This window comes from Streptomyces peucetius (genome assembly GCF_025854275.1).
Classification (GTDB): Bacteria; Actinomycetota; Actinomycetes; order Streptomycetales; family Streptomycetaceae; genus Streptomyces; species Streptomyces peucetius_A.
This window is the reverse complement of the sequence record NZ_CP107567.1, coordinates 1,268,270-1,290,896: the sequence shown is the minus strand read 5'-3', so window position 1 is coordinate 1,290,896 and position 22,627 is coordinate 1,268,270. Positions and strand designations below refer to the sequence as shown.

General features: G+C 72.2%; 22 protein-coding genes and 1 riboswitch. Of the genes, 17 read left to right on the top strand and 5 right to left on the bottom strand.

Annotated features, from left to right (window positions below):
• Positions 1 to 114: 114 nt before the first annotated feature.
• Positions 115 to 245: riboswitch (FMN riboswitch) on the top strand.
• Between the two features lie 153 nt (positions 246 to 398).
• The 10 genes from ribD (at position 399) to OGH68_RS05875 (ending at position 9,116) form a co-directional block, all read left to right on the top strand.
• A complete protein-coding gene (gene ribD, locus OGH68_RS05920) occupies positions 399 to 1,571 on the top strand; it encodes a bifunctional diaminohydroxyphosphoribosylaminopyrimidine deaminase/5-amino-6-(5-phosphoribosylamino)uracil reductase RibD (protein WP_264242253.1) in 1,173 nt (390 codons plus the stop codon).
• 1 nt (position 1,572) lies between these two features.
• Positions 1,573 to 2,181: a riboflavin synthase gene (locus OGH68_RS05915; RefSeq protein WP_264242252.1), complete on the top strand. Its 609-nt coding sequence runs from the start codon at positions 1,573 to 1,575 to the stop codon at positions 2,179 to 2,181.
• Complete coding sequence (locus OGH68_RS05910) at positions 2,178 to 2,831, top strand: nicotinamide mononucleotide transporter family protein (protein WP_264242251.1); 654 nt, start codon at positions 2,178 to 2,180, stop codon at positions 2,829 to 2,831. Before OGH68_RS05915 ends, OGH68_RS05910 begins: the two co-directional genes overlap by 4 nt.
• Entirely contained in the window at positions 2,828 to 4,117 is a 1,290-nt protein-coding gene (locus tag OGH68_RS05905; protein WP_264242250.1) for a bifunctional 3,4-dihydroxy-2-butanone-4-phosphate synthase/GTP cyclohydrolase II, read from the top strand. Before OGH68_RS05910 ends, OGH68_RS05905 begins: the two co-directional genes overlap by 4 nt.
• A 111-nt stretch (positions 4,118 to 4,228) precedes the next feature.
• Positions 4,229 to 4,714 carry a 6,7-dimethyl-8-ribityllumazine synthase gene (ribH, locus tag OGH68_RS05900; protein ID WP_264242249.1) on the top strand — a complete coding sequence of 162 codons (486 nt, stop codon included), beginning with the start codon at positions 4,229 to 4,231 and terminating at the stop codon, positions 4,712 to 4,714.
• A 33-nt stretch (positions 4,715 to 4,747) separates the two neighbouring features.
• Complete coding sequence (locus tag OGH68_RS05895; protein WP_264242247.1) at positions 4,748 to 5,020, top strand: phosphoribosyl-ATP diphosphatase; 273 nt, start codon at positions 4,748 to 4,750, stop codon at positions 5,018 to 5,020.
• Positions 5,021 to 5,086: 66 nt separating this feature from the next.
• Positions 5,087 to 5,935 carry an ATP phosphoribosyltransferase gene (hisG, locus tag OGH68_RS05890; protein WP_264242246.1) on the top strand — a complete coding sequence of 283 codons (849 nt, stop codon included), beginning with the start codon at positions 5,087 to 5,089 and terminating at the stop codon, positions 5,933 to 5,935.
• A 16-nt stretch (positions 5,936 to 5,951) separates the two neighbouring features.
• Positions 5,952 to 6,440 (top strand): PH domain-containing protein, encoded by a 489-nt coding sequence (locus OGH68_RS05885; RefSeq protein ID WP_264242245.1) that lies wholly within the window; start codon positions 5,952 to 5,954, stop codon positions 6,438 to 6,440.
• 193 nt (positions 6,441 to 6,633) lie between these two features.
• A complete protein-coding gene (locus OGH68_RS05880; RefSeq protein ID WP_264242244.1) occupies positions 6,634 to 7,986 on the top strand; it encodes a hemolysin family protein in 1,353 nt (450 codons plus the stop codon).
• Positions 7,983 to 9,116, top strand: coding sequence for a hemolysin family protein (locus OGH68_RS05875; RefSeq protein ID WP_264242243.1), 1,134 nt, complete (start codon positions 7,983 to 7,985; stop codon positions 9,114 to 9,116). The genes OGH68_RS05880 and OGH68_RS05875 overlap by 4 nt, the downstream gene beginning before the upstream one ends.
• A gap of 20 nt (positions 9,117 to 9,136) precedes the next feature.
• Here the strand turns inward: OGH68_RS05875 and OGH68_RS05870 are convergent, their stop codons facing one another.
• Both OGH68_RS05870 and OGH68_RS05865 read right to left on the bottom strand, forming a co-directional pair.
• The gene (locus OGH68_RS05870; RefSeq protein WP_264242242.1) at positions 9,137 to 11,032 is read right to left on the bottom strand and encodes an AAA family ATPase; all 1,896 of its coding nucleotides are present in this window, start codon (positions 11,030 to 11,032) and stop codon (positions 9,137 to 9,139) included.
• A 386-nt stretch (positions 11,033 to 11,418) separates the two neighbouring features.
• The gene (locus tag OGH68_RS05865) at positions 11,419 to 12,051 is read right to left on the bottom strand and encodes a uridine kinase (RefSeq protein WP_264242240.1); all 633 of its coding nucleotides are present in this window, start codon (positions 12,049 to 12,051) and stop codon (positions 11,419 to 11,421) included.
• A gap of 175 nt (positions 12,052 to 12,226) precedes the next feature.
• Here OGH68_RS05865 and OGH68_RS05860 point away from each other — a divergent pair, with 175 nt between their 5' ends.
• The 3 genes from OGH68_RS05860 (at position 12,227) to OGH68_RS05850 (ending at position 15,371) form a co-directional block, all read left to right on the top strand.
• Positions 12,227 to 13,597, top strand: a complete 1,371-nt coding sequence (locus OGH68_RS05860) for a peptidase C39 family protein (protein WP_264242239.1) — start codon at positions 12,227 to 12,229, stop codon at positions 13,595 to 13,597.
• 117 nt (positions 13,598 to 13,714) lie between these two features.
• Positions 13,715 to 13,864 carry an SCO1431 family membrane protein gene (locus OGH68_RS05855; RefSeq protein ID WP_264242238.1) on the top strand — a complete coding sequence of 50 codons (150 nt, stop codon included), beginning with the start codon at positions 13,715 to 13,717 and terminating at the stop codon, positions 13,862 to 13,864.
• Between the two features lie 334 nt (positions 13,865 to 14,198).
• Positions 14,199 to 15,371, top strand: a complete 1,173-nt coding sequence (locus OGH68_RS05850) for an acyl-CoA dehydrogenase family protein (RefSeq protein ID WP_264242237.1) — start codon at positions 14,199 to 14,201, stop codon at positions 15,369 to 15,371.
• A 425-nt stretch (positions 15,372 to 15,796) separates the two neighbouring features.
• On the opposite strand, the gene OGH68_RS05840 is transcribed toward OGH68_RS05850, so the two are convergent.
• Entirely contained in the window at positions 15,797 to 16,216 is a 420-nt protein-coding gene (locus OGH68_RS05840) for a hypothetical protein (protein WP_264242235.1), read from the bottom strand.
• A 204-nt stretch (positions 16,217 to 16,420) separates the two neighbouring features.
• On the opposite strand from OGH68_RS05840, the gene OGH68_RS05835 reads away from it, so the two are divergent.
• The 4 genes from OGH68_RS05835 to fxsA all read left to right on the top strand — a co-directional run bounded on the left by OGH68_RS05835 (position 16,421) and on the right by fxsA (position 20,470).
• Positions 16,421 to 16,861, top strand: a complete 441-nt coding sequence (locus OGH68_RS05835; protein WP_264242234.1) for an Lrp/AsnC family transcriptional regulator — start codon at positions 16,421 to 16,423, stop codon at positions 16,859 to 16,861.
• Between the two features lie 10 nt (positions 16,862 to 16,871).
• Positions 16,872 to 18,515, top strand: a complete 1,644-nt coding sequence (locus tag OGH68_RS05830) for an amidohydrolase (RefSeq protein ID WP_264242233.1) — start codon at positions 16,872 to 16,874, stop codon at positions 18,513 to 18,515.
• 514 nt (positions 18,516 to 19,029) lie between these two features.
• Positions 19,030 to 19,845 carry a polyprenol monophosphomannose synthase gene (locus OGH68_RS05825; RefSeq protein WP_264242232.1) on the top strand — a complete coding sequence of 272 codons (816 nt, stop codon included), beginning with the start codon at positions 19,030 to 19,032 and terminating at the stop codon, positions 19,843 to 19,845.
• A gap of 46 nt (positions 19,846 to 19,891) precedes the next feature.
• Positions 19,892 to 20,470, top strand: coding sequence for an FxsA family membrane protein (gene fxsA / locus OGH68_RS05820; protein WP_264242231.1), 579 nt, complete (start codon positions 19,892 to 19,894; stop codon positions 20,468 to 20,470).
• Positions 20,471 to 20,603: 133 nt separating this feature from the next.
• Here the strand turns inward: fxsA and OGH68_RS05815 are convergent, their stop codons facing one another.
• Positions 20,604 to 20,978, bottom strand: a complete 375-nt coding sequence (locus tag OGH68_RS05815; RefSeq protein WP_003959706.1) for an RNA polymerase-binding protein RbpA — start codon at positions 20,976 to 20,978, stop codon at positions 20,604 to 20,606.
• A gap of 266 nt (positions 20,979 to 21,244) precedes the next feature.
• Complete coding sequence (locus OGH68_RS05810) at positions 21,245 to 22,609, bottom strand: MFS transporter (RefSeq protein WP_264242230.1); 1,365 nt, start codon at positions 22,607 to 22,609, stop codon at positions 21,245 to 21,247.
• Between the last annotated feature and the right edge of the window lie 18 nt (positions 22,610 to 22,627).

The window sequence follows — 22,627 nt, the reverse complement described above, 5'->3', positions numbered from 1 at the left end:
CATCCCGAGGAAATGTGACGCCGGGTGACACCGCGTGCGCGGATGTGAGCCAGTCCACAGCAGTCACCCGCATGGCTCAGTGCATCCCGTGGCACACTGTCCCTGTATCAGCAGCAGCGCACTCCGGGGTCGGTGCAATTCCGAACCGGCGGTTACAGTCCGCGACCCGTCCGCAGCCAGCGGCCGGTTGACCAGGTGAAATTCCTGGACCGACGGTTAAAGTCCGGATGGGAGGCAGTGCGCGGCGGGTGTCACCGTGAGGTGCGTCGGCCGTCTGTCGATCGCCGTGCACCATCCGGCGACCGTCGATCCGGCCTCGGCGTTCCCCTGGTGCCGTTCCCGTTCTCTGTCGTACCGACAGGCCCCGGAGTCCGTGCCCGAAGAGGCAGGAGAACCCGGTGGCCACCGCAGCCGACACGGACGCCATGCGCCGAGCGATCGAGCTCGCCGCCCGCGGACTCGGCTCCACCAGCCCCAACCCGGTCGTCGGGTGCGTCATCACGGATGCCTCGGGACACGTGGTCGGCGAGGGCTACCACGAGCGTGCCGGCGGACCGCACGCCGAGATCCACGCCCTGCGCGCGGCCGGAGTACTCGCCCGCGGCGGCACCGCGTACGTCACCCTCGAGCCCTGCAACCACACCGGCCGCACCGGCCCTTGCGCCCAGGCACTGACCGAGGCCGGGATCGCCCGCGTCCTGTACGCGGTCGCCGACCCGAACCCGCAGGCCACCGGCGGCGCCGACACGCTGCGCGCCGCCGGCGTCGAGGTCGCGCACGGCCTGCTGGAGGACGAAGCAGAGGCCGGGAACATCGCCTGGCTCACCTCCGTACGCCTCGGCCGCCCGTACGTGACCTGGAAGTACGCCGCCACCCTGGACGGCCGGATCGCCGCCGCCGACGGCACCAGCCGCTGGATCAGCTCGCCCGAGTCCCGCGCCGACGTCCACCGGCTGCGGGCCGAGTCCGACGCGGTCGTGGTCGGCTCCGGGACGATGCGCGCCGACGACCCGCACCTGGCGGTCCGGGGCATCGAGGGCGCCACCCAGCCGCTGCGGGTCGTGATCGACACCGACGCCGCCGCCGTACGGGCGGGAGCCCGGGTGCTGGACGAGGCGGCGCCGACGCTCGTCGCGGTCGCGCAGGACGCTGCGCCGGTCCCGTACGTCACGGCCGCCGGCACCGCGCACGGTGACACCGCCGCGCCCGTCCCGGCCGCCGGAGAGGCAGTGCCGTCGCCGGAGCCGGACGCCGGCGGACCCGCGGTCCTGCGGCTGCCGCGTGCGGAGCGCGGGCTGTCCGTGCCGGCGCTGCTCGCGGCGCTCCACGAGCGCGGTGTCCGCTCCGTACTCCTCGAAGGAGGCCCCACCCTCGCCGGCTCCTTCGTGGCCGCCGGTGCCGTCGACCGCGTCATCGGCTACCTCGCCCCCGTACTCCTCGGTGCGGGCCCCGCAGCCCTCGCCGACGCCGGAATCACCACCATCACCGGAGCGTTGCGGCTCCACGTCACCCACACCGACCGCATCGGCACCGACCTGCGCGTCACCGCGACCGTCCCCAAGGGAGCCTGAAGTGTTCACCGGAATCGTCGAAGAGCTGGGCGAGGTCACCGCCGTCGAGAACCTGGGCGACGCCTCCCGCTTCCGTCTGCGCGGCCCGATCGTCACCGAGGACGCGAAGCACGGCGACTCCATCGCCGTCAACGGCGTCTGCCTGACCGTCGTCGAGGCGGGTGACGGCGAGTTCACCGCCGACGTCATGGCCGAGACGCTGAAGCGCTCCAGCCTCGGCGCGCTCGACGCGGGCTCCCGCGTCAACCTCGAGCGGCCCACCGCGGTCGGCGCACGGCTCGGCGGCCACATCGTGCAGGGCCATGTCGACGGCACGGGCGCGATCGTCGAGCGCACACCCTCGGAGAACTGGGAGATCGTGAAGATCTCACTGCCCTCCGGGCTCGCCCGGTACGTCGTCGAGAAGGGCTCGATCACGGTCGACGGCGTCAGCCTCACGGTGGTCGACGCGGGCACCGACCACTTCACGATCAGCCTCATCCCCACCACCCTCGCCCTGACCACGCTCGGCATCAAGCAGCCCGGCGACCCGGTCAACCTCGAGGTGGACGTCATCGCCAAGTACGTCGAGCGGCTGCTCGGCGCGCAGACCGAGGAGAGCGCCGAGTGAGCGCCCTTGACTGGCTGAACGGCGAGGCCTTCACGGCCTTCGGGCAGCACATCAAATGGTCCGACATGATCGGCAACATCATCGGTCTGCTCGCCCTCGCCCTCGGCTGGCGGCGCTCGATCTGGACCTGGCCCGCCCAGTTCCTCTCCGGTGCCATCCTCTTCGCCGCCTTCGCCACATCCCATCTGACCGGCAGCGCCGGCAAGCAGGTCGTGGTGATGGCCGTGGCGGCCTGGGGCTACTGGCAGTGGACCCGCGGCCGACAGCAGGCACAGGACGGCTCCATCGCGGTCAGGTTCGCGACCTGGCGCGAGCGCGGCTACCTGGCCGGCGGCGCCGTCGTCGGCACCCTCGCCGTCGGCGGGCTCTTCACCCTCTACCCGTCACTGTCCTGGGACCCGTGGCCCGACGCCTACATCTTCGTCGGCACCCTCGTCGCGATGGTCGCCCAGGCCCGCGGCATGGTCGAGTTCTGGTTCGCCTGGCTGCTCGTCGACCTCGTCGGCGTGCCGCTCAACTTCGCCAACGGCTTTGCCTTCTCCGGCTTCGTCTACGTCGTCTACGGCGCGCTCGTCCTGTGGGGCCTGCGCGACTGGTGGCTGCGCTCCCGCCGGAGCGGCCGCCCCTCCCTGGAAGGAGCTACGGCATGACCGCGCAGCCCGCCCTGTACCTGACCGACAGCACAGAGAATTTCGCCCTCGACCCCGTCGAGCAGGCGATCCGCGACATCGCAGCCGGCCGCCCGGTCGTGGTCGTCGACGACGAGGACCGCGAGAACGAGGGCGACCTCGTCATCGCCGCGGAGAAGGCCACCCCCGAGGTCGTCGCCTTCATGATGAGCGAGTGCCGCGGCCTGATCTGCGCCCCCATGGAGAGCGAGGAGCTGGAGCGGCTGGAACTGCCCCAGATGGTGCAGCGCAACACCGAGTCGATGCAGACCGCCTTCACCGTCTCCGTCGACGCGGGCCCCGCCTACGGCGTGACCACCGGCATCTCCGCCTCCGACCGCGCCACCACCCTTCAGCTACTGGCCGGCGGCACGGCCGGCCCCGCCGACTTCGTGCGTCCCGGGCACATCTTCCCGCTGCGCGCCAAGCCCGGCGGCGTCCTCAGCCGGCCCGGCCACACCGAGGCCGCCGTCGACCTCGCCCGGCTCGCGGGACTGCGCCCCGCCGGCGCGATCGTCGAGATCGCCGGCGAGGACGGCGTGATGCTGCGGCTGCCCGAGCTGATCCCGTTCGCCCGCAAGCACGGCCTGACGATCATCTCCATCGAGGACCTGATCGCCTACCGCCGCAGCGCGGAGCCCACCGTCAGGCGCGAGGCGGAGGTGCAACTGCCGACCGCCAGCGGTGAGTTCACCGCCTACGGCTACCGGTCCACCGTCGACGGCGTCGAGCACGTCGCCCTCGTCCACGGCGACATCGGCGACGGCCGGGACGTCCTGGTGCGCGTCCACTCCGAATGCCTCACCGGTGACATCTTCCACTCGCTCCGCTGCGACTGCGGCCCCCAGCTGCGTACCTCCATGGAGCGCATCACGGAGGCCGGCCGGGGAGTCGTCGTCTATCTGCGCGGGCACGAGGGCCGCGGCATCGGACTGCTGTCCAAGCTGCGCGCCTACGAACTCCAGGAGCGCGGCCGGGACACCCTCGACGCCAACCTGGAACTCGGGCTGCCCGCCGACGCCCGTGACTACGCCGCCGGGGCGCAGATCCTCGCCGACCTGGGCGTGCGCAGCGTGCGGCTGATGACCAACAACCCGGACAAGTCCACCGCACTCGTCAGGTACGGCATCACCGTCCTCGGACGCGAACCGATGCCCGTCCAGGCGGGCGAGCACAACCTGACGTACCTGCGCACCAAGCGCGACCGGATGGGCCACGACCTGCCGTGGCTCGACGCGGTCCCCGCGTCGACCTGCGGCAACCAGTAACCGCGGCAACGAGAAGCACCGCGCGACCGGCGAATACCTCGCGCGACCGGCAAGCACCGCGCGACCGCGAGTACCGCGCGGTCGGCAAGTGAAGAACGGCTAGGGAGAAACATGAGCGGCAAGGGTGCGCCCGAACTGTCCGTCCGCAACTGCGGAGACCTGCGGGTGGCGGTGATCGCGGCCCAGTGGCACGAGAAGGTCATGGACGGCCTCGTCGACGGCGCCCTGCGGGCGCTGCACGAGCTCGGCATCGACGAGCCGACGCTGCTGCGCGTCCCCGGCAGCTTCGAGCTGCCCGTCGTCGCCAAGGTGCTCGCCGGCCGGGGCTACGACGCGATCGTCGCCCTCGGCGTCGTCATCCGCGGCGGCACGCCGCACTTCGAGTACGTGTGCCAGGGCGTCACCCAGGGCCTCACCCAGGTCTCGATCGACACCGGCGTTCCCGTCGGCTTCGGCGTACTGACCTGTGACACCGAGGAGCAGGCGCTCGACCGGGCCGGTATCGAGGGCTCCAACGAGGACAAGGGTCACGAGGCGGTCACGGCGGCCGTCGCCACGGCGACCATCCTGCGTTCAGTATCCGAACCCTGGCGCTGAGCAGCGGCCGCTTCCGCGTAGTCTGGGACCACCATGCCGAATAAGACGTTCGAGGAGCTCTTCGCCGAGCTCCAGCAGAAGGCCGCCGAGGGCGACCCCGCCACCTCCCGCACCGCCGAGCTGGTGGGCAAGGGCGTCCATGCCATCGGCAAGAAGGTCGTCGAGGAGGCCGCCGAGGTGTGGATGGCCGCCGAGTACGAGGGCAAGGACGCCGCCGCGGAGGAGATCTCGCAGTTGCTGTACCACGTCCAGGTGATGATGGTCGCCCGGGGGATCTCCCTCGACGACGTCTACGCCCACCTCTGAGCCGGCCCGCCCCGCCGGACACAAACAGCCGCACATACAGCCACACGAACAAAGGAAGCCCGTCTCATGCTGCGCATTGCCGTCCCCAACAAGGGTTCACTGTCCGGACCTGCGTCGGCGATGCTCCATGAAGCCGGCTACCAGCAGCGCAAGGAGTCCAAGGAACTCGTCCTCGTCGACCCCGAGAACGAGGTCGAGTTCTTCTACCTGCGTCCGCGTGACATCGCGATCTACGTCAGCTCCGGCAAGCTCGACATCGGCATCACCGGCCGCGACCTGCTGCTCGACTCCGGTGCGAACGCCGAGGAGATCCTTCAGCTCGGCTTCGCCCGCTCCACCTTCCGCTATGCCACCAAGCCGGGCACGGCGAAGGGCGTGGCGGACTTCGGCGGCATGACGATCGCCACCTCCTACGAGGGCATCGTCGCCAAGCACCTCGCCGACAGCGGCATCGACGCCTCCGTCGTCCACCTCGACGGCGCCGTCGAGACCGCGATCGAGCTCGGCGTCGCGGAGGTCATCGCCGACGTCGTCGAGACCGGCACCAGCCTGCGCAACGCGGGCCTGGAGGTCATCGGCGAGCCGATCATGACCTCGGAGGCCGTCGTCATCCGGCGCACCGGCGCCGACCCGGCGCACGCCCAGGTGCAGCAGTTCCTGCGCCGCCTCCAGGGCGTCCTCGTCGCCCGCAGCTACGTGATGATGGACTACGACTGCCGGGTCGAGAACCTGGAGCAGGCCGTCGCCCTCACCCCCGGCCTCGAGTCGCCCACGATCTCCCCCCTGCACCACGAGGGCTGGGTCGCCGTCCGCTCCATGGTCGCCGCCAAGGAGGCCCAGCGGATCATGGACGACCTGTACGCCCTCGGCGCGCGGGCCATCCTCACCACGGCCATCCACGCCTGCCGCCTCTGAGGACGGACACCGCACCATGTCCTCATCCGCCCCCGCGGCCCGGCCGCCCACGCTCCCGGTCACGTTCAGGCCGACCCGTACCCGGATCGTCCTGCTGACCGTGGGCGCGGTCATGTTCGCCACCGTCACCGCCATCACTCTGATGCTGGACCGGCTCAGCCCGCCCGAGAAGGCCAGCTTCGTCTTCACGGCGCTGCTCTTCTTCGGGGTGCTGGCCCTGCTGAGCCGGCCCAAGGTCGTCGCCGACGACGACGGCGTCACCGTCGTCAACCTCACCCGGACGCGCCGACTCGCCTGGGCGGAGATCCTCCGGGTGAATCTGCGGTCCGGCGATCCCTGGGTCTTCCTCGACCTCAGTGACGGCACCAGCCTGCCGGTACTCGGCATCCAGCCCGGTATCGCCAAGGCCCGGGCCATCGACGACGCCCGCGCCCTGCGGGCCCTGGCGGAGATGCTCGGCACCCGGCCGGAGGTAGACCCCGGCACCCGCCCGGGCGAACGCTGAGCGGCAGCGCCCCTGCCCCCGCCGGGCCGGCTTGATTACTCTGGTGGGCGGCGGCGCCGAGGGCGCCCCCGCCCCGCGATCGCACGGCCCGCCGGCCGGCGGGGCACACCCTGCGACCCGAGGAGTGACTCCCTCCAGCGATGGACGGATCGTCCGGTAGTACCTGCGCCGCCCCCTCCCAGGAGGCGGCGGCATGATCATCCCCCTTCTGCTGCTCGCCGCAGCGTTCCTTCTCATCCTCGCCAACGGCTTCTTCGTGGCCGCCGAGTTCGGACTCGTCACGGTGGAACGCGCCGACGCCGAGCGTGCCGCGGCCGAGGGCGACCGCCGTGCCCGCCGCGTCGTCACCGCACTGCGCGAGCTGTCCTTCCAGCTCTCCGGCACCCAGCTCGGCATCACCATCACCTCCCTGGTCGTCGGCATGCTCGCGCAGCCGGCCCTGGCCCGACTGCTCGGCGGACCGCTGACCGCGACCGGACTGCCCCAAGGCGCCGTGCCCGGCGTCGCGGTGGTCGTCGGCATGCTGCTGGCGTCCGCCGTCCAGATGGTCGTCGGCGAACTGGTCCCCAAGAACTGGGCCGTGTCCCGGCCGCTCCAGGTGGCCAGGTTCGTGGCCGGTCCCCAGACCGCCTTCTCGGCCGTCTTCCGCCCCGTCATCACCCTGCTGAACGCCGCCGCGAACCGGCTCGTACGGCTGGCGGGGGTCGAGCCCGCCGAGGAACTGGCGTCCGCCCGTACCCCCGGCGAGCTGATGTCACTGGCCCGCCACTCGGCGCGGGCCGGCACGCTGGAACAGGACACCGCCGACCTGTTCGTACGCACCCTGTCGCTCGGCCACCTCACCGCCCAGCATGTGATGACCCCACGGGTGAAGATGAGCGCCCTGCGGACGGACGCCACCGCGGCGGACGTCCTCAACCTCACCCGCGCCACGGGGCTTTCCCGCTTCCCCGTCTACCGGGAGCGCATCGACGAGATCGTCGGCATGGTGCACCTCAAGGACGCCCTCGCGGTGCGCGCCCAGGAACGCCGGCGGGTCGCGGTGGAACGGATCGCCGTCGCCCCGCTGCTCGTGCCGGAGACTCTCCCGGTCCAGCAGCTGCTGGCACAGCTGCGCAGCGAGCAGCCGATAGCCGTCGTCGTCGACGAGTACGGCGGCACGGCCGGCGTCGTCACGCTCGAGGACATCATCGAGGAACTCGTCGGCGAGGTCCGCGACGAGCACGACGACGAGACGGACGTCCGCCCCGAACTGGCCCCGGCCGCCCCGGAGGACGAACGGCCCGCCTGGGAGGCCGACGGCAGCTGCCGTGTCCTGACCCTGCGCCGGATAGGCATCGACGTACCGGACGGCCCCTACGAGACCGTCGCCGGCCTCGTTGCCGACCTCCTCGGACGCATCCCCGCCCCCGGTGACCGCGCCGAACTGCCCGGCTGGCGGCTGTCCGTGCGCCAGGTCGAGCGCTATCGCGCCGAACGGGTCCGCCTGGTGCGCACCGCCGATGCGGCCGCGCCGGACGACGCGAGGACGGGGACCGCCCGGTGAGCGCACTGCAACTGCTGTTCGCCCTGCTGCTGGTCGTGGCGAACGGCTTCTTCGTCGGAGCCGAGTTCGCCCTGGTCTCCGTTCGCCGCAGCCAGATCGAGCCGCTCGCCGCGGCCGGGTCGGCGCGGGCCCGCCAGGTCCTGCACGGGCTGGAGAACCTGCCGCAGATGATGGCCGCCGCCCAGTTCGGCATCACGGTCTGCTCCCTCACGCTCGGCGCGGTCGCCGAGCCGACCGTCGCCCACCTGCTGGAGCCGGTCTTCCATGCCGCCCACGTCCCCGAAGGGCTCGTCCACCCGCTCGGCTATGTGATCGCCCTGGCCGTGGTGGTCTTCCTGCACCTCGTCGTCGGCGAGATGCTGCCCAAGAACCTGGCCATGGCGGCGCCCGAGCGGACCGCACTGTGGCTCAGCCCGGGGCTGGTCGGCTTCGCCCGGCTCTGCCGCCCCGTCACCAGCGGGCTCGGCGCCTGCTCGCGGCTGGTGCTGCGGGCCTTCGGGGTCGAGCCGAAGGACGAGGTCGAGGCCGTCTTCACCAGCGTGCAGCTGGGCCGGCTCGTCGAGGACGCGGGCCATGCGGGGCTGCTGGAGCCGGAGGAGCAGGAGCGGCTCGAGGACGCCCTCGAGCTGGGCAGCCGCCCGGTCACCGACGTGATGATCCGCCGTTCGCAGCTGGTCACCGTCGCGCCGTCGGTCACACCGCGGCAGTTGGAGGAGCTGACGGTCCGCACCGGCTTCTCGCGCTTCCCCGTCTGCGCTGAGGGGGAGGGCCCGTTCATGGGATACCTGCACGTCAAGGACGTGCTGGACCTCGAGCACGGCGAGCGCGCCGTGCCGCAGCACGTCTGGCGGCCGATGGCGACGCTGCGCGCCGAGCTGCCGCTGGACGACGTGCTCACCGTGATGCGCCGTGCCGCCACCCATCTCGCGCAGGTCGCCGACGCGTCCGGACGGGTGCTGGGACTGGTGGCCCTGGAGGACGTCCTGGAGATGCTCGTCGGCGAGGTGCGCGACCCGGCACACCGGGTGCCGGCGACCGCGACGGCCCGCATCGCCGCTGCTCCGCCGGCCTCCCCGGCGCCCGGAGGCGCCGCGGCGCAGGACGGGGCAGGGGAGCTCGTGAGCGGCTGAGCGGCTGAGCGGCGTACGGATCAGCTCAACGGAGGGTCCTGCGGGCCCCGGCCCGACGGGCCGCGGCCCGACAGGACCTCTCCGTAGGCCTGCATCAGGTCCGGCAGCCGCAGCGTCGACAGATCCTCGCGGGTCGGCGGACGCGGACAGCCCGTCAGCCGCAGATCGCGGTACGCGCAGCTCTTCTCGTACAGCGTGCGCAGGAAGCGGCCGTTGCCCAGTTCGTCGATCCAGCCCTGGTCGACGACATGGCCGCTGATGGAACGCAGTTCGTCGAGCGCCTCCTCGTCCCACACGTCGCCGTTGTCGGCGGCCAGCACCCCGCCGATGGCGGTGAGCTCCAGGGGCCGGTAGGACGGGAAGTCGACGCGGGTGGTGAAACGGGACGACAGGCCGGGGTTCGCCGCGAGGAGCCGGTCCATGCCCTCCGGATAACCGGCCAGGATGACCACCAGATGGTCGCGGTTGTCCTCGGCGCGCTTGAGCAGCACCTGCAGGGCCTCGTCGCCGTACGCGTCGCCCTTGCTGTAGCCCGAGTTGGACAGGCTGTACGCCTCGTCCACGAAGAGCACACCGCCGAGCGCCGAGTCGATCAGCTCATTGGCCTTCACCGCGGTCTGCCCCAGGAACTCGCCCACCAGGTCGGCACGTTGGGCCTCCACCAGGTGATCACCGCCGAGCAGCCCCAGGGCGTAGAAGACCCGCCCGAGGATGCGGGCGACCGTCGTCTTGCCCGTGCCCGACGGCCCCGAGAAGACGAAGTGGCGCTTCGGCGGCTGCACGGGCAGCCCCTGCCCGGCCCGCAGCCGGGCCATCTCCAGCTGCGCGGACAGGGCTTTCACCTGCCGCTTCACCGGCTCGAGCCCCACCATCCGCTCCAGCTCCGCCAGCGCCTGGGCGAGCAGCACCGGATCCGTGGGCCCGGCGGGGAAGCGCGGGGGAGCGGACTGCGCCGGGACGGTCGCCTTGCGCCGCGGCATCTCGTCCGGCGCCACGGGAGAGGTGCCGGGCAGCGGCCCGCCGGCGTCGCCGCCGAACCGGGGCTCCGGTCCCTGTGGCACCTCGCCCTCCGCCTGGCCGTCCGCCACGTCGTTCCCGAGGCCGGCGAGGGACACGGCGGCCAGCCCCACCGAGTCGTCGTACGCGTCGATCCCGTCGTACTCCGCGATGGCCGCGAGGCGCGCGGAGGTGTCCATGAACGCAGGATCGATGCGGTGCACCGCGCGGTACAGGGGCAGCGCCGCGGCGCTGCGGCCGGTGCCCTCGTGCGCCCGGGCCAGCCAGTACCGCAGCTCCTTGCGCTGCGGCTGCTCGCTGCGGCAGCGCATCAGGGCGGCGGACAGCATCGGCTCCGCCTGCCCGTACATCTCCAGGCGCACCCGGGCCATGCCGCCGAAGAGCCCGGCCTCGATGCCCAGCAGCGGATCGTCCACCAGCGGCTCGGTATGCCGTACGAGCTGCTCCCAGTCCTTGACGAGGTAGGCGCGGCAGGCGTGCAGAAAACGGACCTGGGGGTCGGTGTCGACCGGCGGCAGCGCGGCGAGCGCCCGGTCGAGCTCGGGCACATGACGGCCGTCGAGCCAGTGCGAGGCGTGCGCCAGCAGCAGGTCGCGCGGGCTCTCCAGCACGGGCTGCACCCACCAGCCCAGCCAGTACCAGGAGTTCAGCGTGCGGCGGTGCCGGGTGCGCTGCTCGCCGAAGCGGTCGCGGCTGCGGTACATGTGCAGCAGGGCGGTGGCGGTGTCCACACGCAGGGCGTGCAGGCCCAGCCAGGCGTCGGCCATGCCCGGGTCGAGCCGGACGGCCGTGCGGAACTCCTCCTCGGCCTGCGGGTACGCGCCCATGGTGCAGGCGTCCACGCCGCGCACCCACGCGAGGTCCGCCGGCGTCCGAGCGCCCTGCGTGCCGATGTCCATAGGGTCCCCCCACTCCCCCCACAAACCGTGCACCAGTGTTGTCGCGCCGGGTGGACGCCCGCGGGCCGCAGTCAGCCGGAACAGCCCGGCCAGGAACGGGAATTGACGACCCACCGGGTGCATCGTACCTGCGCACGGGGTGGTGATTAAGAGCGCCGCGACCGCCCCGCGCGGCACCGGAGGCGGTGACCCAGGGTGAGCACTGGCGTGCCGGAAGGGGCTTCGGAAGCGGGGAAACGGGCAGAACGAAGCCCCCGATCACGGGGGAACAACCGGGGGCTTCGCGTCTGCGGCGGCTCCGAAAAGCCGCACATTGAGAACGTAAGACCTGTACGCCCCGTCGGTCAAGCAGAGTTGAGCCACTCTTGAGCCCGAACTCCGACTGCTCAGTATGCCGGGGGAAGGTCATCACTGTTTGTGACTGTCTGGTGCGGACTCGCAGTCCTGGCGGGCATCGGGAGCCACTCGTACCCCTGTGGGCACTCGCGTATCAGGGCATCGGCGAACGGCCGTGAGGGATCGGACGAGAAATGGCGGGTCTCCGCCGCTGTCCAGCCGTCCCAGAAGCCGGAGAGACCGGCGCCGTCCCGTGCCCGGCCGCGCGCCCAGGACTCCTCGGCGTCCCGCTCCATCCACAGCAGCGCCGCGAGGTACGGCCGCAGCGCCCGTCGTCCGGCCCCGACCCCCTCGATCACGACGACCGGTGCGGCAGGGAATGCGCGGGGGGTGAGAAAACGGCGCAGATTCCAGTCGTACGGGTGGTACGCCGCGTCCCGGCCCTGGGACAGCGGCTCGATCACCTGGCTCAGCAACCGCCCCGTCCAGCCGAACAGCTCCGCATGGCTGGCCAGATCGTCGAGGTGCAGTACGGGCGGTTCGTCGCCGAGTGCGCGGGCGAGCCGGCCGGCGAAGGTGCTCTTGCCCGAACCCGCGTGACCGTCCACGGCGACCAGGCGCACGGGACCGCAGGAGGGTGGCAGCGTCCGCAGACGGGCCGCCTGCCGGTCGAGGTCGTCCATGGGCCCAGCCTAAGAGACCACCGGGCGGCGACGCGGGGCGCCCGGGTGCGGCACCGCAGGTCATGCCAGTGGACCAGACCAATATTGGCGTCGCGGCGCGCTGCGCGTCTCTGGCAGAAGCGCGGCGGGACCCGCGATAGTGGCCCCACTGTCGCGCACCCGACTTGGGGGTCCCATGGCCAGACCGACTTCGCGCAGAAACGTCCTGGGCGCCGTGCTCGCCGCAGCCGCCACCGCGGGCACCCTGTCCGCCTCCGCCGGACCGGCGGCCGCCGCCGAGGCCGCGGCCCCGCCGGCCCGGCGTCGGCAATCGGGGACGATGGTGGACAACCGCTTCTGGTCCACCTACACGGACTGGCGGTGCGGCGACCGGGCCGGCACGAAGGCCGTCGCCGGCCGCCGCCCCGGTGTGGTGATCGCCGAGCCCGCGGGTACGACGGACCACACGGACCCGCACACCGGCACGACCGCGCGCTGGGAGTACGCCACCTGGACCTCGCCGGTGCACCGCTCGCGCGTGCCCGCCACCGAGGTCATCGCCTCGTGGAACGCCGACACCCCCGCGGGCACCTGGCTCCAGGTGGAGCTGAGCGGTCGGTACTCGGACGGCACCGCGAGCCCGTGGTTCGTGATGGGGCGCTGGGCGGCGGGCGACACGGACATCCGCCGCACGTCGGTGGACGACCAGGGCGACGGCAGGGCGAGCATCTGGACCGACACCTTCTCCGTGGACGACGCGGCGAGCGGGCTGCGTCTCGACACGTACCGGCTGCGGCTCACCCTCTACCGGCGGCCGCGGAGCGGGCTCACCCCCACCGTGTGGCGGCTGGGGGCGATGGCCTCCGACATCCCGGACCGCTTCGGCGTCCCCGCGTCCGAGCCCGGCCTCGCCCGCGAGCTGATCGTGCCGCGGTACTCCCAGAACACGCACGTGGGCCAGTACCCGGAGTACGACAACGGCGGGGAGGCCTGGTGCAGCCCCACCTCGTCACAGATGATCATCGAGTGCTGGGGCCGTGAGCCCTCCGCCGCCGATCTGGCGTGGGTGAACCCCGCCTTCGACGATCCGCAGGTCTGCCACGCCGCCCGGTACACGTACGACCATCAGTACGAGGGCTGCGGCAACTGGCCCTTCAACGCGGCCTACGCCGCCACCTACCGCGACATGAGCGCCGTCGTCACCCGGCTCTCCTCGCTGACCGACCTGGAGACGCTGATCGCCGCGGGCATCCCGGCCATCACGTCCCAGTCGTTCCTCGAGGAGGAGCTGACCGGAGCGGGCTACGGCACCGCGGGACACCTGATGACGGTGATCGGCTTCACCGCCGACGGCGACGTCATCGCGAACGACCCGGCCTCACCGAGCAACGAGGCCGTGCGCCGTGTCTACCGGCGCGCGGAGTGGGAGAAGATCTGGCTCCGCACCAAGCGCTACAACGCGAGCGGGAGAGTGGTCTCCGGCACAGGAGGCGTCTGCTACCTGTACTGGCCGGCCCACCCCACACCCACGCAGCGCGCGGCGCTCGCGGCCGTCGGCATCCACTGACGCGCGCCAGCGCTCCCGGGGCAGTGACCAATCTCTCTACCCCGGCGGCCGGTGCCGCTGGCACTGTGGTGGGGCAGTGGGGGGAGCCACCTGCCGGACGACCGAACGAGACGCGCCATGACTTCGACCGCAGCCACCGCCGACCGCACCCTGCCGACGACGCGTACCGGCGGTCCGGACGACGAGAACAACATCCTCGAGCACATCCTCGGCTGGACGCTCGTGGTCGTCCTCGCCATGCTCATCACCCAGGTCGGCCTGCTCTAGAGGCGGCCGGGGCGGGCCGCCGCCCCTCCCGGGCGGCGGGATCCGCCCGCCCCCGTCGTACGAGCGGGGGAGAGGTGACCGGACATGGAGGGCGGCCCCGCGGTGGGCCCATGGTCCGGACCAGGTCGGCCGGTATGAGCGATCAGCTGCCCGGCCTCCTCCGCGCCCGTGACGGGCGGAGCCGAATCGGGCATACTCAACGCGCCACACGCCGCTGTCCAGCCTCTTTCGTGATCCGGAAGGGCACCATCGGCCTGGCAGTACAACCGGCGGCGCGCCCCACACCCCATCGCGCGCGACCGCCGCAGCGCCCGACAGGGAGGAGAGCGCCGCAATGCCCGACCGCGCCCCGCAGCCGGTGGACCGTCAGCTGCCCACCGAGGAGGCCAGGGATCTGATCACCCTGGTCCGCGACATCGTCCAGCGGGAGATCGCCCCCCGCGCGGCCGAGGAGGAGGACGCCGGGCACTTCCCGCGTGAGGTCTTCTCGCTCCTGTCCGGCTCCGGACTGCTCGGCCTCCCCTACGACTCCGAGTTCGGCGGCGGTGACCAGCCCTACGAGGTCTACCTCCAGGTTCTCGAGGAGCTCGCGGCGGCCCGCCTCACCGTCGGCCTGGGTGTGAGCGTCCACTCCCTGGCCTGTCACGCGCTCGCCGGTTACGGCACCAAGGAGCAGCAGAGCGAGCACCTGCCCGCGATGCTCGGCGGCGGTCTGCTCGGCGCCTACTGCCTCTCCGAGCCCGCCTCCGGCTCCGATGCCGCCTCGCTGCGCACGAAGGCGGTCCGGGACGGCGACGACTGGGTGATCACCGGGACGAAGGCCTGGATCACGCACGGCGGCGTGGCCGACTTCTACACGGTCCTGGCCCGCACCGGCGCCGAGGGGCCGCGGGGCATCACCGCCTTCCTGGTTCCCGGGGACGCGCAGGGGCTGAACGCGGCCGTGCCCGAGAAGAAGATGGGCATGAAGGGCTCGCCCACCGCCCAGCTCCACTTCGACGGGGTCCGCGTCCCCGACTCCCGGCGTCTCGGCGAGGAGGGCCAGGGGTTCGCCATCGCGCTCTCCGCCCTGGACTCCGGCCGGCTCGGCATCGCCGCCTGCGCCATCGGCGTCGCGCAGGCCGCCCTCGACCAGTCGCTCGAATACGCCACGGGGCGCAAGCAGTTCGGCCGTCCCATCGCCGACTTCCAGGGCCTGCGCTTCATGCTCGCGGACATGGCCACCCGGATCGAGGCGGGCCGGGCGCTGTACCTCTCCGCGGCCCGGCTGCGGGACGCGGGCCGGCCGTTCTCGCAGCAGGCCGCCATGGCGAAGCTGTTCTGCACCGACGCGGCGATGAGCGTCACCACCGACGCGGTCCAGGTCCTCGGCGGCTACGGCTACACGCAGGACTTCCCGGTCGAGCGCTTCATGCGCGAGGCCAAGGTGCTGCAGATCGTCGAGGGCACCAACCAGATCCAGCGGATGGTCATCGCCCGCCACCTCGCCGGGCCTGAGACGCGCTGACCCGCGCGCTCGGGACCAGTGGCGCCGCGAGTCCGATCCATTCGGGGTCGCGGCGCCCCGGCAGTGTTCTGCCCCGGCTCGCCCACAGTTGGAGCAGCTCACGGTAGATCGGCGGATCGGTCGGATGCAGAACCGATTCTTCATACACGGCACGGACGGGCACGACGAGGCGCCGACGGCCGTGCGCGGTCGCGGAGTGCGGGCTCATGCCGGGTCAACGCGCCACGCGCACAAGCGGTTACCGCCGGGGCTATTCGAGCGCCAGTGCAGGGACTACCCGCTCCTGCCGCACCCGGTCGGGCGCGGGCGCATCCGGTAGGGCGCGTGGGCGCCGTGCGCGCCTGCGCACACGCCGTCGCCGGCCTCCGGAGCTCACCCCCACGGGCCCGGGGCAGTGACGCCTGCGGGCCCGGACGACACCTCTGTCAGGCGGCCCGCCGCAGCGGCGGCGCCTTCAGCGGCCGCGACCCCGGACCGCCCACGTGGGAGAACGGCTGGGTGCGCCAGTCCAGTCCCTGGGGCAGCGTCAGCAGCAGTGCGGTGTCCTGCTCCTGGAGCTCCAGCGACTCGTCGGCGGGACGGGCCGAGGAGGCCTCCCGCCCGGTGCCCGAGCACACCGTCAGCCCGAACGGGTTCCACGGAGTGGGGCACAGCGCGTGCTCGGGCAGGACGTCCTCGTCCGCCAGCAGCGCGATCGGCTGCGCGCAGTCCGGGCAGATCACCCGGTACATCTCGAAGGTGTCGTACTCGCTCAGGACGTCCGTGTCCGCCGACTCGGCCGGATCAACGGGCTCCGGTTCGGTACGTCCGCCGCCCTTGGACGTCACAGTCTTGATGCTCTGCATGGAGAATCTCCCCCTCGGATGGGCCGACCAGGCACGTGTGGCCTCGACCACAGCAAGCAATGCCCATCGCGCGGGGCAGATAACCGTAGGGTCACGGCACATCCGGCGGCAAACCTGTGGTGTTCGTCACATGGCCCCCGGAAGGGTCCTTCCGGGCCGTCCCGGACTGTGCCGGAGACGACCTGTGGCAATAGGTTGATCCGCATGGAGGAGCTGGATCGTCAGATCGTGGATTTGCTCGTCAAGGACGGGCGGATGAGCTACACCGACCTGGGCAAGGCCACCGGCCTGTCCACCTCGGCGGTGCATCAGCGCGTCCGCCGCCTGGAACAGCGGGGCGTCGTCCGCGGCTACGCGGCCGTCGTCGACCCCGAGGCCGTCGGGCTGCCGCTCACCGCCTTCATCTCGGTGAAGCCGTTCGACCCCAGCGCCCCGGACGACATCGCGGACCGGCTCGCCGGCGTCCCCGAGATCGAGGCGTGCCACAGCGTCGCGGGCGACGAGAACTACATCCTCAAGGTGCGCGTCGCCACCCCCCTCGAGCTGGAACACCTGCTCACCCGCATCCGCTCCCTGGCCGGCGTCTCCACCCGCACGACGGTCGTCCTCTCCACCCCGTACGAGGCCCGCCCGCCGCGTATCTAGTCTTGGTCCCATGACCGAGAGCACCGCCCCCCAGAGCGAACACCGCACCGTGCTGCTGCGCGGTGGAGAAGTCCACAGCCCCGCCGACCCCTTCGCCACCGCGATGGTCGTCGAGAAGGGACACATCGCCTGGGTGGGGTCGGAGGGCGCCGCCGACGCCTTCGCCACGGGTGTCGACGAGGTCATCGACCTCGAAGGCGCCCTGGTCGCACCGGCGTTCACCGACGCGCACGTCCACACCACCTCCACGGGACTCGCCCTCACCGGCCTCGACCTCTCCGGCGCCCGTTCCCTCGCCGACGCCCTGCGCCTCGTACGGGAGCACAGCGCGGCGCATCCCGGCGGCCAGGTGCTCCTCGGGCACGGCTGGGACGCCACGCGCTGGCCCGAGCAGCGGCCCCCGAGCCGGGCGGAGCTCGACGAGGCGGCCGGCGGGCGGCCCCTGTACCTCCCGCGCGTCGACGTCCACTCCGCGGTCGTCACCACCGCCCTGCTCGACCTCGTCCCCGGCGTCAGAGGCCTCGCAGGCTTCCACCCCGACGCCCCGCTGACCGCCGCCGCCCATCACGCCGTCCGCGCCGCCGCCCACGCGGCCGTCACCCCCGCCCAGCGCCGGGAGGCGCAGCGGGCGGCGCTCGCCCGGGCCGCGTCCCTCGGCATCGGCAGCGTCCACGAGTGCGCGGGACCCGAGATCTCCGACGAGGACGACTTCACCTCCCTCCTCGCGCTGGCCCGCGCGGAACCCGGCCCGCGGGTCGTCGGCTACTGGGCCGAGCAGGTCACCGGCGAGAAGGGCGCCGAGCGCATCCGTGAACTCGGTGCCGCCGGCGCCGCCGGGGACCTGTTCGTCGACGGCTCCCTCGGCTCGCACACCGCCTGCCTGCACAGGCCGTACGCCGACAGCCCCACCACCACGGGCAGCGCCCACCTCGACGCGGCGGCCGTGGCCGCGCATGTTGCCGCGTGCACGGAGGCCGGACTGCAGGCCGGGTTCCACGCCATCGGCGACGCCGCGCTGAGCGCCGTCGTCGACGGTGTGCGAACCGCCGCCGACCGGCTCGGGATCGCCCGCGTCCGCGCCGCGAGGCACCGGGTCGAGCACGCCGAGATGCTCACCCCCGAAACCATCGCCGCCTTCGCCGAGTTCGGTCTCACCGCCTCCGTCCAGCCGGCTTTCGACGCCGCCTGGGGCGGCGAGGACGGCATGTACGCCCAGCGGCTCGGCGCCGAACGGGCCCGCACCCTCAACCCGTACGCCGCGCTGCTGCGCGCCGGCGTGCCGCTCGCCTTCGGCTCCGACAGCCCGGTGACACCGCTCGACCCGTGGGGCACCGTGCGCGCGGCCGCCTTCCACCGGACCCCCGAACACCGCGTCTCGGTGCGGGCCGCCTTCACCGCCCACACGCGTGGCGGCTGGCGCGCGGTCGGACGCGACGACGCCGGGGTGCTCGTCCCCGGCGCGCCGGCCGACTACGCGGTCTGGCGCACCGGCGAACTGGTGGTCCAGGCCCCCGACGACCGGGTCGCCCGCTGGTCCACCGACCCGCGCTCCGGCACCCCCGGCCTGCCCGACCTCGGCCCTGGCGCAGAACTGCCCGTCTGCCTGCGGACCGTGGTCGGCGGACGCACCGTCTTCGAGGGACCGAACGGGTGACGTAGGGACATTTCGCACCCCTGCCGGATACTCCCACCGTTCCGCCTCGACCTGCGGATCTTCCCGTCTGACCTGGAGGTTCCGTTAATTGTCGCTGATCAGGCAACTGTTGACAGCGAGCGCCCACCGGCCGGTAGGTTCGGGCCAGTCCACCGAAGAACGTCCGACCGGCAACCTCCACGCAAGTCGTCGAACGCCGCTGGGTCATGGGGTGGTGTGCCGCACCGGCACACCGTCACTGGGAGCCAGGTTCAGCGCCCGCGCCTCGGGGGCAGAGGGAAGGCTTCAGCCGGTCGGCAGGTGCGACCCGGGTGGGGCCCGGCGTTCAGTAGACAACGGCTCTCGGTCGACCCGCAGCCAGCGGGCCCCAGGTCGGCCCGAAGGACGCCGGGCCCGATCCGCTGCGTCCGTGGCCGGACCGCTCCCCCCTCTCCCGTGAAGATCAGTGTCGCTGCGAGCGCGAGCCGCGACCTCGCTATGGTTGGGCTCTGCGTACGGACTTTAAGGGGCAGCAGTGAACGACGGTGGTGCGGTTCCCCATGGCGGACCCCAGGGGAGGCGGTACGGCCCGCTCGGCAGGACCCTGGTGATCGTCCCGACCTACAACGAGGCCGAGAACATCAGCGCGATCGTGTCCCGGGTCCGCACCGCCGTACCGGACGCGGACGTGCTCGTCGCCGACGACAACAGCCCCGACGGCACCGGAAAGATCGCCGACGAGCTCACCGCCCAGGACGAGCAGGTGCACGTCCTGCACCGCAAGGGCAAGGAAGGGCTCGGCGCGGCCTACCTCGCCGGTTTCCGCTGGGGCATCGAACACGGCTACGGCGTCCTCGTCGAGATGGACGCCGACGGCTCCCACCAGCCCGAGGAACTGCCCAGACTGCTGACCGCACTGAAGGGCGCCGACCTCGTGCTCGGGTCCCGGTGGGTGCCCGGAGGGCGTGTCGTCAACTGGCCGAAGCACCGGGAGTTCCTCTCCCGGGGCGGCAGCACGTACTCGCGGCTGCTGCTCGGCGTCCCCCTGCGGGACATCACCGGAGGCTTCCGCGCCTTCCGCGCCGAGACCCTCGAGGGCCTCGGGCTCGGTGACGTCGCCTCGCAGGGCTACTGCTTCCAGGTCGACCTCGCCCGGCGCGCCGTGGCCGCGGGCTTCCACGTCGTCGAGGTCCCGATCACCTTCGTCGAGCGTGAGCACGGCGACTCGAAGATGAGCAGGGACATCGTCGTCGAGGCGCTCTGGCGCGTCACCGCCTGGGGTGTGGGGGAGCGGGCCGGCCGCGTCCTCGGCCGCAGGTCTCCGGGGCCCAGGCCCCCACGATCTTCCTGACGCCCCCCTTACGCCGCTCCGGCGGGCGCCCAGGCACACTGGGAACATGACGACCGGCGCAACGCCCCCGCCCGCCCGCAGGCGCTCCCGCGCCCGCACCTTCGTCCCCCTCGCCGTGGCCGCCTGGCTGGTCCTCGAGATCTGGCTCCTCACCGTCGTCGCGGACGCGGCGAGCGGCTTCGCCGTTCTCGCCTTGCTGGTCGGCGCCGGGGTGCTCGGAGCCGTGGTGATCAAGCGGGCCGGGCGGCGGGCCTTCGCGAACCTCACGCGGACCCTGCAGCAGCAGACGGGCCAGGGGCCCGCGCCGTCCGCCGCCCCCGCGCGGGGCGAGGGGAACGGGCTGCTCATGCTCGGCGGACTGCTGCTGATGCTGCCGGGTGTCATCTCCGACGCGGCGGGCCTGCTGCTTCTGCTTCCGCCGGTCCGTACCCGCCTCGGCCGGCTCGCCGAACGCTCCCTGGAGCGGCGGATGAACACGGCGATGCCCGACGGCGGCCTGGGCAACGCGTTCCAACAGGCCCGTATGCACCGCCCGGACGGCAAGGTCGTCCCGGGTGAGGTCATCCGCGACACCGGCACGGACCGCCGCGACGACACCGGCCCGCGCCCGCCGCTGACCCCCTGACAAGCCCGCTGCGCGAGCCGTTCCCCTCCCCGCCCCGCCCCCGGGCGTGACAGAGCCGCGGGCCGGCCCACACGAGGTGTGGCCGACCCGCGGCTCTGTCTGACGCTTACGTCGCTTCGCGCGCCTGCGCGCGCTACGCGGACTTCCGGCTGTCGCGCGGGTGCACCGCGATGTTCATGGCGCCGGAACGAAGGACCGCAAGCCGCTCGGCCAGGACCTCCTCCAGCTCCTCGCGGGTGCGCCGCTCCATCAGCATGTCCCAGTGCGTACGCGCCGGCTTGCCCTTCTTCTCCTCGGGGCCGTCCCCGTCAACGAGGAGTGCCTGGGCGCCGCACGCCTTGCACTCCCACTCCGGCGGAATTTCCGCCTCGACCGAGAACGGCATCTCAAAACGATGTCCGTTCTGGCATGCGTACTCCACCGCCTGGCGCGGAGCCAGGTCGATGCCGCGGTCCGTCTCGTAGCTGGTAACCACAAGTCGCGTGCCGCGGAGAGCTCGCTCACTCATGAATCGTGCCTCCCGGGCTTGTCGCCCACAGGACAGGTGTCGCTGTCGTCGTCATCCGGTCAACGTCCGGTCGGCGGTAAAGATTCCCGTTCCGGGTCATGCGTCGCCCGTCGTGCCGCTGCTTTGCCATTGGTTGGGGTACCCACCAGTGCCCGGTTTGTCACTTCTGACAGAAAGTGTCACCCACTGATTTCACTATTCCAGCACGCAGTAACGGTCCGCCTGGCAAGCCAAAGGCGTACACTACCGGCCTTTTACTCAGGCGTCTAAATCCGGTCCGGTACCGGGTTCCCCGCCGCGGCGACCGCATGCCTCACCGGGACCCTTGCGAGCAGCACGAATCCCAGTACGAAGAAGATCACCAACGAGATGATCGCGTCCCGGTAGCTGCCCGTCACCTGGTACGCCAGGCCGAACACGAGCGGCCCGAGCCAGCTCAGGCCCCGGTCGCTCATCTCGTACGCCGAGAAGTACTGCGCCTCCTTGCCGCGCGGCACCAGATGCGAGAACAGTGACCGCGACAGGGCCTGGCTGCCGCCGAGGACCAGTCCGATGCCCGCCGCCAGGCAGTAGAACCACACCGGCTCGCCCGCGGGCAGGAAGTACCCCGCTGCCAGGATCAGCGTCCAGACGGCCAGCGAGCCGAGGATGGTGCGCTTCGCGCCGTGCACGCGGGCCAGCCGGCCCATCCCCAGGGCGCCCGCCACGGCCAGGACCTGCACCAGCAGCACGGCCGTGATCAGGGTGGTCTGGTCGAGGTCCAGCTCCTCGGAGCCGTAGACGGACGCCTGCGAGATGACCGTCTGCACGCCGTCGTTGTAGACGAGATAGGCGAGCAGGAACGACAGCGTCAGGGGGTGCCGGCGCATGTCGCGCAGGGTCGCGAGCAGTTGCCGCCAGCCCGAGCCGACGGCGCCCTCCCCGGACGGCGCGATGCTGCGGTCCCGCAGCCGCCGCAGCGGAATGAGCGTGAAGGCGCCCCACCACAGGCCCGCGGAGGCCAGACAGATGCGGACCGCGTCCCCCTCCGACAGCCCGAAGGACTCGTGGCCCGAGTAGAGGACCAGGTTCAGCACCAGCACCAGTGCCCCCGACGTGTAGCCGAAGGCCCAGCCGCGCGACGACACCGCGTCGCGCTCGTCGGGTGCCGCGATCTGCGGCAGATAGGCGTTGTAGAGGACCATCGACACGGCCAGCGAGGCATTCGCGACGATCAGCAGGAACGCGCCCAGCAGATAACGGTCGCCGTCGAGGAAGAACATGCAGACCGTCGCCGCGGCCCCCACGTACGCGGCGGTGGCGAGCAGCGGCTTCTTCCTGCCGCGGCGGTCCGCCGTCGCCCCCGCCAGCGGCATGACCAGGATGGCGAGCACCACCGAGACGGACACCGCGTACGGGAAGACCGACCCGGCCCGCACCGGGATGCCCAGCGGGTGCACGAAGCCCTCGGCGTCGGCCGCCGCCTTCGCCACCGACGTCAGATAGGGGCCGAGGAACACGGTGAGGACGCTCGTCGAATAGACGGAGCACGCGAAGTCGTAGAAGTACCAGCCGCGTTGCTCGCGTCTGCGCGCGGCCGTGCCTTCGTCCCCGCCGGTGTCTCCGGTGCGGTCAGCGGTGTCCGCCGTCACCCCGCGCCCCCTCGCTCG

Bases quoted from the DNA above. Each gene is read 5' to 3' on its own strand.
- OGH68_RS05870 (WP_264242242.1), bottom strand. From the start codon at position 11,032: ATGGACATCGGCACGCAGGGCGCTCGGACGCCGGCGGACCTCGCGTGG.
- OGH68_RS05815 (WP_003959706.1), bottom strand. From the start codon at position 20,978: ATGAGTGAGCGAGCTCTCCGCGGCACGCGACTTGTGGTTACCAGCTAC.
- OGH68_RS05830 (WP_264242233.1), top strand. From the start codon at position 16,872: ATGACCGAGAGCACCGCCCCCCAGAGCGAACACCGCACCGTGCTGCTG.
- OGH68_RS05865 (WP_264242240.1), bottom strand. From the start codon at position 12,051: ATGGACGACCTCGACCGGCAGGCGGCCCGTCTGCGGACGCTGCCACCC.
- OGH68_RS05840 (WP_264242235.1), bottom strand. From the start codon at position 16,216: ATGCAGAGCATCAAGACTGTGACGTCCAAGGGCGGCGGACGTACCGAA.
- fxsA (WP_264242231.1), top strand. From the start codon at position 19,892: ATGACGACCGGCGCAACGCCCCCGCCCGCCCGCAGGCGCTCCCGCGCC.
- OGH68_RS05835 (WP_264242234.1), top strand. From the start codon at position 16,421: ATGGAGGAGCTGGATCGTCAGATCGTGGATTTGCTCGTCAAGGACGGG.
- OGH68_RS05905 (WP_264242250.1), top strand. From the start codon at position 2,828: ATGACCGCGCAGCCCGCCCTGTACCTGACCGACAGCACAGAGAATTTC.
- OGH68_RS05855 (WP_264242238.1), top strand. From the start codon at position 13,715: ATGACTTCGACCGCAGCCACCGCCGACCGCACCCTGCCGACGACGCGT.
- OGH68_RS05860 (WP_264242239.1), top strand. From the start codon at position 12,227: ATGGCCAGACCGACTTCGCGCAGAAACGTCCTGGGCGCCGTGCTCGCC.
- OGH68_RS05885 (WP_264242245.1), top strand. From the start codon at position 5,952: ATGTCCTCATCCGCCCCCGCGGCCCGGCCGCCCACGCTCCCGGTCACG.
- OGH68_RS05895 (WP_264242247.1), top strand. From the start codon at position 4,748: ATGCCGAATAAGACGTTCGAGGAGCTCTTCGCCGAGCTCCAGCAGAAG.
- OGH68_RS05880 (WP_264242244.1), top strand. From the start codon at position 6,634: ATGATCATCCCCCTTCTGCTGCTCGCCGCAGCGTTCCTTCTCATCCTC.
- ribH (WP_264242249.1), top strand. From the start codon at position 4,229: ATGAGCGGCAAGGGTGCGCCCGAACTGTCCGTCCGCAACTGCGGAGAC.
- OGH68_RS05850 (WP_264242237.1), top strand. From the start codon at position 14,199: ATGCCCGACCGCGCCCCGCAGCCGGTGGACCGTCAGCTGCCCACCGAG.
- hisG (WP_264242246.1), top strand. From the start codon at position 5,087: ATGCTGCGCATTGCCGTCCCCAACAAGGGTTCACTGTCCGGACCTGCG.